The organism is Agarivorans litoreus (assembly GCF_019649015.1).
Lineage (GTDB): Bacteria > Pseudomonadota > Gammaproteobacteria > Enterobacterales > Celerinatantimonadaceae > Agarivorans > Agarivorans litoreus.
Genome location: NZ_BLPI01000001.1, coordinates 3,280,963 through 3,293,627 on the forward strand (window position 1 = coordinate 3,280,963; position 12,665 = coordinate 3,293,627).

The window sequence follows — 12,665 nt, forward strand, 5'->3', positions numbered from 1 at the left end:
GATAATATAAAAGACCCACAGCAAACTAAGGGTCTTTTATTTCCTTACTTAGCTGCCGCCTTTTGTTTGGCTTTCTCATACTCTGCTCTTGCCTTACTACGCTCCCACAGCGGCCTTAGTAATGGGCTAAACAACACCATTGCTGCAATACTAATAAAGGTTAGTGTGAGCGGTCGTTCCCACAAAAAGCTCAGTTCGCCATCGCCAATTAATAGTGCTCGGCGTAGGTTGTCTTCGAGCATTCCACCAAGAATAAAGCCCAACAACATCGGCGCCATAGGGAAGTTGAGCAAACGTAAGCCCAAGGCTGCCATACATATTGCCACCATGATCATGATGTCCATGCTATTAAACGACACCAAATACACCCCAGTAATTGAGAACAGCAAAATCATCGGTACTAAATAAGGGCGAGGAATGCTTAGTAACTTGGCGAGGTAGGGGATTAGCGGCAAGTTTAAAATTAGCAAAATCACATTACCAAAATACATAGAGATGATGATCGACCAAAATAGGTCGGGGTGCTCGATGTACATTCTTGGCCCTGGTTGAATACCGTAAGCTATTAAGGCTCCGAGCAATACAGCGGTAGTGCCCGAGCCGGGAATACCTAAGGTAAGTAAGGGAACAAAAGAGCCGGTCGACGCAGCATTGTTGGCCGATTCCGGCGCAGCCAAACCTTTTAAGGAGCCTTCACCAAATTGTTTCTTTGCGTCGCCTTTGGCCAGATTTCGCTCTACGCCGTATGCCAGAAAAGAGGCGATGGTAGCGCCAGCACCGGGAAGCACGCCAACAAAAAAGCCTAGAAATGACGAGCGAAGAGTAGGTGCTGCCACGGTTTTAACTTCTTGTTTGGTGAGCTTAAGGCTGCCCAGCTCCGACATCATTTTTTGTTCGGTAGCGCTGTTATTGGGGTTCTCGGGTTTTAATACCGACATTAAGGTTTCGGCTAGGGCAAAGGTTGCCATGGCTAATAGTAAGAAGCTAAAGCCGTCGATTAAATCCAGTTGGCCAAAGGTAAAACGCTCTACACCTTCACTTCTGTCGGTTCCTACGGTGGCTAACATCAAGCCCACAATGGTCATCATTACCGCTTTTAATACTTGGCCTTTGCCTGAGAATGCAGCCACGGCAGAAAGGCCAAGTACCATTAAGGCGAAGTAGTCGGCGCTTTGGAAACTCAAAGAGACAGAGGCCAAAGCAGGCGCGGCAATTAACAGCATAATTGCGCCCAAAGTACCGCCTGTAAAAGAGGCATAAGCAGCAACGGCTAAAGCTTTACCCGCTTGACCTTTTTTAGCTAAGGGGTTGCCATCAAAAGCGGTCACTACGGTGGCACTACAACCTGGTGCATTAATTAATATCGACGAGGATGATGCGCCAAATATAGCGCCGTAGTACACACCAGCCATTAAAATTAGGCCAGAAGAAGGCTCTAAACTATAAGTAAGTGGGATCATCAAAGCGATAGCGGTAATTGGCCCAAGGCCGGGTAACATGCCAATGAAGGTACCCACTAAGCAGCCTACAATTACCATCATTAAATTCATTGGCATAACGGCGGTGCTAAGCCCAGCTAAAATTCCATCTAACATCATCGTGTCCTTATTTTGCTAGCCATTAAACCAGTGCCACAGTTGCCCAGGTTCTAAATAAATATCTAATACGTGGGTTAATAGCGCCCAAAAAGCCACGGTGAACAAAATGGCTACCACTAGAGCTTTTTTATGTTGGGTCTCACCCATGATGCGAAAGCTCACTACCAGGAAGATAATGGTGGCTAATACAAACCCCATCCAATTGACGAGTAGGCCGTAGGCGAACATTGCTACTAGCAATTTGGCGGCGGGGCGCCATACCAAATGTTTTACGCTGGTTCTAAAATCACTACCGCCGGTGAGCATCAAAATGATTGAGCAAGCAATTCCGCACAGCGCTAAAAACTGCGGCAGAGTGCGTGGGGTGAACGGTTCATATTCCGCGCCGGGAAATAGCGGAATGTCGTAGCTAAAATAGCCGTAGAACAAAGAGAGCAGCAAAAAAATTAGGCCGCCAATTCGTTGATTGCTAATTTGCATTGTTAGCTCCAAATGTAAAAAAGTCCGGTGCCTAGGCACCGGTGCTTAACTGAGTACTACCGATAAGCAAATAAAGCAGCAAGGGAGTTGCTGGCTAATAGGATTACTCTAGAAAACCTAGCTCTTTCATTAGGCTGCCTACTGTTTTCTCTTGTTGTTCTAAAAAGCCGAAGAACTGACCATACGGCACAAAGTTATTTACCCAGCCATTACGTGAACGTACGGTTTCCCATTCTGGGGTGGTGTACATTTCTTTAAGCATGTCTGAGAACTTCTCTGCTTGCGCTTTGCTGGTGCCCGGTGCGGCAAAAAAACCACGCCAGTTCGCAAACACGGTGTCGTTACCCATTTCTTTTAAGGTTGGTACTTCGGGAGCGTCTTTAACTCGTTTTTCAGCGGTAATGGCTAAGATACGAATTTGGTCGTTTTTCGCCATTTCTAGCGCTTCGCCTAAGCCAGTTGAAAGCAGTGCGGTTTCTCCAGAAAGCAAACCTGCCATGGCTTTACCGCCGGCATCGTAAGCTACGTAGCGTAATCTTAGTGGGTCTAAGCCTTCATTTTTAATGGCAGCGGCTGCTACTAAGTGATCTAAACTGCCGCGCGCACTACCGCCAGCAACTTTTACTTTATTGGGATTGTCTTTGAAGTCGGCAATTACTTGGTCCCAATGAGTATATTTGGAATCGGCTCTAACAATTAACGCGCCGTAGTCAGCAATTGTGGCAGCGATGGGAGTAAGATCGCGGAAAGACTGCGGGAATACGCCGGTTAATGAGCGGACCACAATCGGCGTTGAGTTCACCATTAAGGTATGTTCTTGGGTTTTAGCGGTTTCTATTAAGTGGGCAATGGCTTTACCGCCGCCTCCACCACTCATGTTTTGGTAAGACACCTTATCGATAATGCCCGATTTCATTAAGGCTTCGCCGGTACCTCGGGCGGTTCCATCCCAGCCTCCGCCTGCGCCTCCGGGAATTAAAAAGTGCACTTCTTCTGCGTGAACTGTGCCGCTTAGGCCTGCGGCCAATACTGCGGCCCCTATTAATGTTTTGACCAATTTAATCTTGGCTAACATGTTTGCTCTCCTTGTTGCATAGGGCTTTCAGCGTGGCTGAAAGTGGTTACTGCCATGCTTGAATACCGCTAGCTGGCGAATAAAGTTAAATTAATGTTAATGGAAGCATGAGATTTTGAAATGTAAGCCAAGTAATGGCTTTAAAGTGCATATTGGTAATTAAGTGCATATTGTTCACGAGAGCTGCTCGCTAAGCTCGTGCTAAGCTAAATTGAAACAAACAGGGAAAAGTTTAGATGTATCAACAAGCTCGCTTACCCAGCTATCGTGCTCGCTTATTGCTAATAATGCTGATTTACAGCCTTATTCAGTTAAGCATTGTGGTAGTGACCAGCTATTGGTACGTAAGTGACTCTGAATACCAAGACAAGGGGGAGCGGGCCTTAGATGTAGCGCGAGTTGTGGCTAAGCTGCCCGATGTTGTGAGTGCGGTAGAGCGCCGAGATAGCGCAAGCTTACAGCCTTTAGCAGAAGAATTACGCCGCACCATGGGTGCAAGTTTTATTGTGGTGGGGGATGTTGATGGGATCCGCTTGGCTCACCCCAAAAGTGAACGCATTGGTAAACCGATGGTGGGAGGCGATAACCATGCAGCTCTGGTACTAGGGCAAGAGTATGTGTCGCAAGCCAAGGGGTCTTTGGGGGTATCGGTACGCGGTAAAGTGCCAGTTAAAGATCAACAAGGGCAGATCATAGGTATTGTCTCGGTTGGATACTTGCTAGAGAAAATTGACGTACAACTGCAACCCTATTTGCACTTTATGGCGCTGTTGGTGATGGCGGTGTTGTCACTTAATATGCTGATTGGTTGGTGGCTGGCACAACGGATTAAAGACACATTGTTGGGTTTTGAACCAGAGCAGATGACCCGCTTATATGCAGAGCTGCAAGCCACGCTTAATACTATTCGTGAAGGGGTAATAGCGATTAACCGAGAAGGCATTATTACTAATGTGAATGCTAATGCGATTCGCTTATTGGGAAAAGACCTGCAAGGAAAATCGATTAATCCGGTTGGTTTACCGCTGCGAGACTGGCTACCCGATAGTGATATGGCTGAATTACTCGATCAGCCGCAAGCGCAAAGTGATGTGGAATTACTGCTTAACGGGCACTTAGTGATTGCCAACCGAGTGCCGATGAAAGACCAGCAACAAAACTTTATTGGCATGGTTTCTAGCTTTAGGCGGAAAGACGAGATCACCTTGCTTACTAAGCAGTTATCGCAAATTAAGGCGCATTCAGAAGCCTTACGGGTACAAAACCATGAGCATTCTAATCAGCTAAATACCATTGCTGGTTTAATTCAGTTAGGCGAAAGTGATAAAGCCTTATCTTTTATTGGCCAAGCAAATGATCAATTCCAAGAACTGATTCGCTTTTTGATTGAAGCAGTAGAAGACTCGGTAATAGCGGGCTGTATTTTGGGTAAGTTTCACCGGGCGAGGGAGCTTGGTTTAACCTTAAATATTGACCCCGACAGCAGCTTACGCGACTTACCAGCACACTGTGGCTCGGAGCAAATCGTTACCATAGTGGCTAACCTGTTAGATAACGCTTTTGAGGCAACACGTGCTAGCAATGGCCGTGAGCCCATTAATCTCTCTATGACCGATTTGGGTAACGACATAATCATAGAAGTGGAAGATTTTGCTGGTGGTATTCAAGATAACTTACAAGCCAATATCTACGAGCAGGGAGTGACCACCAAAACCCAAGGCGACCACGGTATAGGCCTGTACTTAGTAAAAGAAACCGTGCAAATTTTGCGTGGAAATGTTGAGTTTAGTAGTGACAATTTGGGCACCCGTTTTACGGTGTATATTCCCAAGCAGTTAAAGCAGGAGTAGCCATTTGATTCAGGTATTAATTGTTGAAGATGATGCGGGGATTGCCGAGATCCATCGCCAGTACTTGCAGCGTGTGAGTGATTTTGAAGTGTCTGGCATTGCCTTGAGCATTGCCGATGCGATGATCCACATAAAGGCTAAACCTCCACAACTTTTGCTGTTAGATGTGTACCTACCCGACGGCACCGGCCTAGAATTGCTAAAACACATTCGCAGCCAAGATCTTGCCATTGATGTTATGTTGCTCACCGCCGCTAAAGAAGCCTCAACCTTGCAAGAAGCGCTGCGTAATGGCGTATTTGACTACATTCTAAAACCGGTGGTATTTCCGCGTTTACAAGAATCCTTGAATAACTATAAGAACTACTTACGCAGGCTTGATCAAAATAGCTCTTTTGAGCAGCAAGATGTAGATAAGTTAATGCCAATGAGTGAGGGCGCGGTAGCCGAAAGCAAAAAGCGCTTACCCAAAGGTGTGGACGCGGTAACGCTTGATAAAGTACGCGCACTGTTTAGTGAACATGCTTCACTAACTGCCGAGTTAGCCGGCAAACAAATTGGCAGTAGCCGCACTACAGCGAGGCGTTATTTGGAGTATTTGGTGAGTTGTAATGAGCTTACGCCCGAGGTGGCTTATGGTGCAGTAGGTCGGCCAGAGCGGGTCTATCATCGGGTTAATTAAAAGTTATTCACCAGAATTTAGAAACAAAAAGGCTCGCTATTGCGAGCCTTTTTGTTACAGAGCGTTGCTTATTGGTTGTAAAGACTTGCTTAGTTTACAGCGTTGTCTGCTTGGCTGGTCATGCTTGAACCAAAAGAAATACCTTGGTCGTTCACGGCCATATTCATTTGCGCTTTAATTCGATAGTCTTTTAAGTCCATCAATTCCTGTGGCACTTCTTCTCCACTTAATTCAATACCACTAATAATTGGTTCAAACATTTGCTGGTAGTCGATGAACATGCTTAAAAGCCCGTTGTTCGCCACTGGCTCTGAAGCTAGTTGCTGACTCACTTCTGCAGCACGCTGGCCGTTAAACAATACAAGGTGGTTACCTTTAAGTGCTAGCTTGGGCTGTATGTTGGTGGTAGGTGGTAGCGGCAGTAAATGGCTAACATCAATCGGTGTGCCATCGGCTGGCAAGCGTACGCTAGCTAGCTCTGGTGAGAACTGTTTGGCAATGTCGAACAAGGCACCTGGGTTGTCGGCAGACACACTAATAATGGCATCTAGGCTTTCAAGCTCTTCTGGGCGGCTAATGTCAGCCAGTTTGTAATCAAACACGGCCATGCCAATGCCCTTAAGGCCGTTAGCCATGCCGGTCATCATGCCAACCATGCCTGGGTTTTGTTGCTGCATAGCCATTTGCACGTTTTGTAGCGGCTCACACTGGTAGTCAGGGGTAAGCATTTCTTCCCAAACGGATAGTAATGAAGGCACCAGTTGGTTTACATCAATGCCATAAGCCATGCTAAATACCGCATTTTCGGTGTTAGAAGCATAAGAAGGAATAAAGCCGCTCATCGCTTGGTAGGCGCTAAGTAATACGCTGTTGTTGCTCTCTACCACCATGCGCACGCCAAAGCTGCTTTCTTTATCGTTAATGCTTAAGCTATCAAAACCCATTACCGTTTTTGGCCAGTTAGCGGTAATGCTGGCAAACTCTTGTTCACACACTGGAGTCCGTAAGCTTGTAAGCTCGTTGCTATTATCCATTTGGGCTAACTTAGTAAGGTGTTTTGCCAGTAGGTTGCCATCTTTGGTGGTTATTGCTTTAGCAATCTCTTGGTGGTTAATAAAGCCAATGCCTTCTTCCATGAAGCCGTGTTTGTTTAGGCTGTCTTGGATTAATGTGGTAGCGCTGATCGGCTGCTCTACTGGTTTAAGGCCTAACGCCGTTTCTAACAAACTATTTTCATTAAGCGAGCTATTTAAAGTAATGGTAAGTAGGTCATTATTTACGGCTACGATTAAATCTGCGGTTTCTGAGTCGCTGTCATCGCTCAAACGATAAGCGCGATACTCAACGCCGCCAAGCGTTTGTTTAGTATGGCTAAAACCACTTTGCTGTTCGGCTTTATCTAACCAAGCCCAAATAGCATCGGCTTTGCTTACTTCTACTTTAAGTACTAGGATGATGCCTAAGGTATAAAAGTAGCTGTGAATATCGTTGGCTAAACCAAAGGTATCTACAAAGGTTTGCCCGTCTTTTAATGCTTCGCTGTAGCTTTCAAGCAAGGCAATGAAAAACTTACTGCGAGGGTCACTCACTTCTGTTTCGGCAAAGGCATCACTTGGTAAATTGTTGTACGAACCTGCCATTGAATCAACATAGGCTTTGATTGGGAACGGTTTTAGTTGAGCAGAAAATACCGCAGTATCGGCAGGAATATAGGCGAGTGCACCCGCTTCGCTATTAAGGCTTGTAGCCTGCTGAGAATACCAATAGCCACCCGCTCCGGCCCCAATGGCTAACAAACCGCCTGCGATAAGAACATTCTTCATCTAACACTCCGTGTATATTTGATTAACTACCTTTAGATGAAATGCTTTTAGCTTCAACTTTACAGGCGCAAAGAGCTATTAAATCATTGATAAAAATGCACTTCAATTAATAAGTGATTAAACATTAGTGAGCATTGATTATTAGATTAATTTGTATTGAGCTTAATCAATTAACTTGGCAACGGAGTTCATATCTGGAGCCTTTGTTAAATATTCGGCCAACTTGTTATAGCAAATGCCGGTGTTGCTACGCCCTTAATATCTTCAAGCTCTACGGCAAAAACGCCGCCACTTAGCGGATAATCGCGCAGCTGTTGTTCACTCATGCCTTCACGAGCACTCACTACATATAAGGTGCTTAAGTTTGGTCCGCCAAAGGCACACTTGGTGACATTAAGTGCTGGAATGGCAATTTGCCGTTCTAGTTTTCCCTCTGGCGTATAGCGGCTTACTTGAGCACCGTTATAGTGGGCTACCCAAACGTGTTGCTCTGCGTCGATAGTGATTCCGTCGGGGTTACCAAAACTACGGTCAATCTCCAGCCAAGGCTCTAATGTTGATGCATCACCATCATCGGTTAACTTGCTACGAAGAATGGTAAAGTTTTCGGTATCTACAAAATATCCGTAGCCTTGTTTATCACAGAAGGTTGGGCCATTGGTGACCCAGTATTGCTCACTTAATGAGCTAAGGCTAAGCGCTGGCGTTAAGCGGTAAAATTTTCCTGAGTCTTGTTTAATTTGGCAATCCATTGAACCTAACCAAAGGTCACCATTAGGAGCAACCCAGGCATCATTAAGACGGTTGTCTGGTAACTGAGGTTCTGGGTCTAGTAAAGGATAAACCGCTCCGTCGCGTAACAGTTTAACGCCGTCGGCATAGGTGGCGACAAAGGTGGTGCTTTCTCCGGGTATTTGGGTCGGTAAAACTGCGCTAATCATTGGCTTTTGCGACCAGCTTTGTTGCTCTCCTGAGCTTGGCTGATAGCGGTGTAAAGTTTCTTTAAGAATGTCTACCCAATAGAGCGCTTGCTCTTGTTCTATCCATACAACGCCTTCGCCTAAACGCGCTTCGGCTGGCCAAATACATTCCACAGTATATTGCTTCGACATTCTTGTTCCTTTGCTACACATGCCCACTGAATGGGATTATCTCATCTCATTAAACCCTTATCGATGGTAACACTTCGTAGCTTGGGGATGTTTTGTTTCATCGGGTTTCAGCATCTTTGTGAGTTAAGAACAGGTGGAGTTAAGAGGTGTTTGTAGGAGAGGGCGTTATTATTAAGAGCGCTTTAAACACTTGGCCGAACAGCTGTAGCCGGCCAAGTGCTTTAACAGCTTATTTCGCTCGCTTAATGCCAATATCTTGGTAGTTAACTTGGCTAATGGCTAAACCCTGCCAGTTACCAAAGGATTTGGCTTGGCTTGTTTTTGCTTGATAAAAATAAGGTTGGCGCAAAGCGGATTGCTCTGCAGGCATGGCAAAGTATAAACGGGCACTTTCGCCATTTAGTTGAGCGCTAGTGAGATAGGCGACGAGTGCATGCTCGAGCGCGTGGTAATCACTTTTCCAAAGATGAATTTTGAGCCCCTGATTGGCAACCGGATAGGTGCCGCCATCTTCGGCGATAAAGCGCTCAAACCATTGTGGATAGGTATTAGCTAGGTAACGTTTAGCCTCAGGTTCAACCAAAGCTAAGCTCGCCGCCGCTTGGTCTAGTTCTGCATACTCCCACCAAATAGCTGGAGCGCCATTGGGCAGGCGACGCCACCCGCCTTCGCCTTGTTCAATAAAGGCGGCTTGCAAGGTGGCCTGAAGGCCTTGCTTACTTTGGCTAACAAGTTGCTGTTGGCCTAAATACTCGGCGGCTAACCAACTCATCCACCAAGATTTAGCCGTGTGACCAAAATCATTATGGCGGGCAGAGTCTGGTTGGTAATTATCGCCGTGCTTGGTGCCCCAAAAACGAAAATCATCGGGGCGCAAAAACTGCTGCGTGATGGTGTTTAGCAGTTTAGAAAGATCATTATCCCACTGGCTTTTGTGAGGTTCTGGTAGCAATGGCGATATTAGCAACATATAGGCGTTTATTTGGTCGAGTTGCGCTACAAGCTCAACTTCTTCTCCAGTGCCGTTGGTGGAAGCCGCATTTACCCAGCGCAAGCGCTGTTGTTGCTCGTCCCAATATTTATCAAATATGTAATCTTTAACTTTTAGTAAGTCGTTGAGTACTGCTTTATCGCCAGTTAAGTAGTAGTAAAAGGCCATGCCTAATTGAGCGTAGGCAAGGTCTTGAGTGGTACGTTGTTTAGCTGAAAATTTTGATTGTCCGTTTTCGGTCACACTCACTACCGAGCCTTGCTCTTCTAATAAATGCGTGCGCAAGTAGTCAACGCCAGCCTTGGCGAGTTGCAAGGCCTGCTTATCACCGGTGAGGTGAAAGATCACACCATAAACAAAGGTGTGCCTAGCCTGCATGCGGGTGTAGCTTTCTCCTAAATGGGGTTTCATCCAGCTGGGAGCCGCGTTGAGCTCAGAACAGGGGCTAGCTTGAGTAAAAGCGGAGCCGTCGTTACAACGAAAAGTGGGAAAGTTACCCATCGGCGAGCCATGGGCATCTTGGTGTAGCCAAAAAGGAGCCAGCTCGTTTTCTACGCTATCAAGCCAGCGTTGGGCAGAAGGGATTTGCAAATCGCCTGCTTGGGCATTGCCGTTAGCAATTAAACACACACTGAGTAATACTCGTTTCACAGTCTATTTCCTCAAGCTAAAACGCCATCGCTTAAGAGTTTATCTGAGCATGAATAGAAAAAATCAGTGTTAGTACACAGTTTTAGGTGACTTATTGATAGATAAGATGGTTGGAAGATAGGCGATAGTAATGTGCTATCGCCTATAAGGTTTACCCGCGTTGTTTCAAATGCTTAACACTGTTTTGAACACGTCGATAAAACTTGCCTAAGTCTCTATCGGTGGCTCGTCGCTCAGCTACGCTGGCGGCGTTAAACTGTTGCTCACGCATTAGCTTGTGGTAGTTCACTAAGCGCCTTTCATCTAGTAAGCCCCGGCTTATGGCTTGTTGCACTTGGCAGCCGGGCTCACTGTTGTGTTGGCAATCGGCGAACTTACATTGCTCGGCGAGCTCAGTGATATCGTTGAAGGTGGCATTTACCCCTTCTTCACAATCGCTGAGTTGTAGCTCACGCATACCGGGAGTGTCTAGCAGTAAGCCGCCGTTCTCCATTAGATGCATTGAGCGCGCCGTGGTTGTGTGCCTACCTTTACTATCGGCTTCTCTAATTTCCCCTGTTTGGCTAGTTTGTTCACCTAATAGCGTATTAATTAGGGTAGATTTGCCCACCCCTGAAGAGCCCATAAAAGCAACCGTTTGGCCCTGCTTACACCAAGGGTTAAGTTTAGCCACCTCGTTGGCATCCAGCGAGTTGACTGCTTCAACCATTAACATGGGATCAAGCTTTTGTACTTGCTGGATAAAGCTGGGTACGTCGTCACAAGTATCGGCTTTAGTTAGCACCACCACTGGGTCTACTTTTGCTTCATTAGCTAAGGCCAAATAACGTTCAATACGGCTTAGATTAAAGTTATTGTTCAATGAACATACGATAAATACCGTGTCTACATTGGCGGCAATTAGCTGTAGTTCTGCACGGGTACCTACTGCCTTACGGCTAAATAGGGTAGCGGGTTCGAGTTGCTTTACAAATTTAGCCTCGGGTGTATTGGCTTGCTCTAACAATAACCAGTCACCTACGGCCATTTTAGGCATATTGGGGTGAATGGTGATGCGTTGTAAGCCAAGTTCACTGGCGACCAAATATTCACTGCGGTGCTGTTCAAATACGCGCGCAGCAGTGTACGAACTTAGTTCGTCTAAATTAAGTTGTTGTTGAAAAAAGGGTTTCCATCCAAGTTGAGACAGAGAAAAAGAAATACCCATTTGAGATTACCCCAAGCACAGTTGTGCTATAAAAAGAATATAGGGGTCGTTGTTACGCCCCGGTAATAACCGGGCTGAGCAGGAGTAACAGAGTTACGCTTGTTCCTGAGCCCGAGAAGGTGTGATTACAATCATTTTGTATCCTCGCTATTGACTAAAAATCGGCTAAATAATAGCAAATGATGTGAGCTAACCCCACAATTACTTGAATCACTATTGAGACAAATCAGGTCTTGGATCTTTAAGGCTTAACAGCCACACTGTTTAAAACGATCTTATGAATAACTGCGTATAGCTTATACAAGCTTAATTACTAACACGAGCAAGAGAAGTGGAGTAGGGTATGCATTATTTTCGACCCGCAGGTGAACGCGGATTTGTTGATTTAGGTTGGCTTAAAAGTCAGCATAGTTTTTCCTTTGCCAATTATTACGACCCTAAGCACATGGGGTATTCAGTATTGCGAGTTATTAATCAAGATAGTGTTGCCCCCAGCAAGGGTTTTGACACCCATCAGCATAAAGATATGGAAATCATTTCCTACGTAACCCATGGCGCCGTTGAGCATAAAGATAGCATGGGTAATCGTTATCAAGTTCCTGCCGGCGATATTCAAGTCATGAGTGCAGGCACTGGGATTAGTCATTCCGAGTTTAATTGCTCTGATGTAGATGACTTAGAGTTTTTGCAAATTTGGATTAAACCGCAGCAAACCGGTTTGCCTCCTGCCTACCAGCAAGCGCGGATTAGCCAAGGGGAGTTTCTAACCCCACTTGTCACTCCTGATGGCCGCGATGGTTCGCTAATTATGAATCAAGACGCTGCTCTCTATCGCCTTGCACTTAAGCCGAATAGCCAATTTGAATTAGAAGTGATGAAAGCGTGTGGCTATTTGCATGTGGTAAGCGGTGCAGCAAACTTGCAGCAAGCTTCTGGTAGTGCTTATACGGTTCGACCCGGCGATGGGGTAGGTATATCAGGTGATGAAGCCTTAAGCGTAAAAACGGAAAGCTACGCCCTAGAAGCGCTTTGGTTTGATTTGCCCAGTGCCTAAGCCCAAGGGTAACTTTAATCTAAATTGGATTAAAATCTCTCCGGCAAACTAAACGATATTGACTGATATGGCAGCGCCAGCTGCCATATTCCTATACTTATCATTAATGTGAATTGTATCGCCGCAAATCTCCCTTTCTATT

The 12,665-nt window shown here is 45.8% G+C and carries 10 protein-coding genes; 3 read left to right on the forward strand and 7 right to left on the reverse strand.

Features of this window, described 5'->3' with window-relative positions; genetic code table 11:
- Positions 1–44: 44 nt before the first annotated feature.
- From K5L93_RS15085 to K5L93_RS15095, 3 genes are all read right to left on the reverse strand, one after another.
- Positions 45–1,595 (reverse strand): tripartite tricarboxylate transporter permease, encoded by a 1,551-nt coding sequence (locus K5L93_RS15085; RefSeq protein ID WP_220720573.1) that lies wholly within the window; start codon positions 1,593–1,595, stop codon positions 45–47.
- A gap of 18 nt (positions 1,596–1,613) precedes the next feature.
- Complete coding sequence (locus K5L93_RS15090) at positions 1,614–2,078, reverse strand: tripartite tricarboxylate transporter TctB family protein (RefSeq protein ID WP_220720574.1); 465 nt, start codon at positions 2,076–2,078, stop codon at positions 1,614–1,616.
- Between the two features lie 103 nt (positions 2,079–2,181).
- Positions 2,182–3,153 carry a tripartite tricarboxylate transporter substrate binding protein gene (locus K5L93_RS15095; RefSeq protein WP_220720575.1) on the reverse strand — a complete coding sequence of 324 codons (972 nt, stop codon included), beginning with the start codon at positions 3,151–3,153 and terminating at the stop codon, positions 2,182–2,184.
- A 236-nt stretch (positions 3,154–3,389) separates the two neighbouring features.
- On the opposite strand from K5L93_RS15095, the gene K5L93_RS15100 reads away from it, so the two are divergent.
- Positions 3,390–5,003 carry an ATP-binding protein gene (locus K5L93_RS15100; protein WP_220720576.1) on the forward strand — a complete coding sequence of 538 codons (1,614 nt, stop codon included), beginning with the start codon at positions 3,390–3,392 and terminating at the stop codon, positions 5,001–5,003.
- Positions 5,004–5,007: 4 nt separating this feature from the next.
- Positions 5,008–5,685 carry a response regulator gene (locus K5L93_RS15105; protein ID WP_152779954.1) on the forward strand — a complete coding sequence of 226 codons (678 nt, stop codon included), beginning with the start codon at positions 5,008–5,010 and terminating at the stop codon, positions 5,683–5,685.
- Between the two features lie 89 nt (positions 5,686–5,774).
- Here the strand turns inward: K5L93_RS15105 and K5L93_RS15110 are convergent, their stop codons facing one another.
- The 4 genes from K5L93_RS15110 to rsgA all read right to left on the reverse strand — a co-directional run bounded on the left by K5L93_RS15110 (position 5,775) and on the right by rsgA (position 11,469).
- Complete coding sequence (locus K5L93_RS15110; RefSeq protein ID WP_220720577.1) at positions 5,775–7,508, reverse strand: hypothetical protein; 1,734 nt, start codon at positions 7,506–7,508, stop codon at positions 5,775–5,777.
- A 206-nt stretch (positions 7,509–7,714) separates the two neighbouring features.
- Complete coding sequence (locus tag K5L93_RS15115; protein ID WP_220720578.1) at positions 7,715–8,620, reverse strand: SMP-30/gluconolactonase/LRE family protein; 906 nt, start codon at positions 8,618–8,620, stop codon at positions 7,715–7,717.
- Positions 8,621–8,849: 229 nt separating this feature from the next.
- Complete coding sequence (locus K5L93_RS15120) at positions 8,850–10,262, reverse strand: AGE family epimerase/isomerase (RefSeq protein ID WP_220720579.1); 1,413 nt, start codon at positions 10,260–10,262, stop codon at positions 8,850–8,852.
- Positions 10,263–10,413: 151 nt separating this feature from the next.
- The gene (gene rsgA / locus K5L93_RS15125; RefSeq protein ID WP_220720580.1) at positions 10,414–11,469 is read right to left on the reverse strand and encodes a ribosome small subunit-dependent GTPase A; all 1,056 of its coding nucleotides are present in this window, start codon (positions 11,467–11,469) and stop codon (positions 10,414–10,416) included.
- A 343-nt stretch (positions 11,470–11,812) separates the two neighbouring features.
- On the opposite strand from rsgA, the gene K5L93_RS15130 reads away from it, so the two are divergent.
- Positions 11,813–12,523: a pirin family protein gene (locus K5L93_RS15130; RefSeq protein WP_220720581.1), complete on the forward strand. Its 711-nt coding sequence runs from the start codon at positions 11,813–11,815 to the stop codon at positions 12,521–12,523.
- The last annotated feature ends 142 nt before the right edge of the window (positions 12,524–12,665 follow it).

Coding starts and splice junctions, on each gene's coding strand:
- K5L93_RS15085 (WP_220720573.1), bottom strand. CDS start 1,595: ATGTTAGATGGAATTTTAGCTGGGCTTAGCACCGCCGTTATGCCAATG.
- K5L93_RS15090 (WP_220720574.1), bottom strand. CDS start 2,078: ATGCAAATTAGCAATCAACGAATTGGCGGCCTAATTTTTTTGCTGCTC.
- K5L93_RS15095 (WP_220720575.1), bottom strand. CDS start 3,153: ATGTTAGCCAAGATTAAATTGGTCAAAACATTAATAGGGGCCGCAGTA.
- K5L93_RS15100 (WP_220720576.1), top strand. CDS start 3,390: ATGTATCAACAAGCTCGCTTACCCAGCTATCGTGCTCGCTTATTGCTA.
- K5L93_RS15110 (WP_220720577.1), bottom strand. CDS start 7,508: ATGAAGAATGTTCTTATCGCAGGCGGTTTGTTAGCCATTGGGGCCGGA.
- K5L93_RS15115 (WP_220720578.1), bottom strand. CDS start 8,620: ATGTCGAAGCAATATACTGTGGAATGTATTTGGCCAGCCGAAGCGCGT.
- rsgA (WP_220720580.1), bottom strand. CDS start 11,469: ATGGGTATTTCTTTTTCTCTGTCTCAACTTGGATGGAAACCCTTTTTT.
- K5L93_RS15130 (WP_220720581.1), top strand. CDS start 11,813: ATGCATTATTTTCGACCCGCAGGTGAACGCGGATTTGTTGATTTAGGT.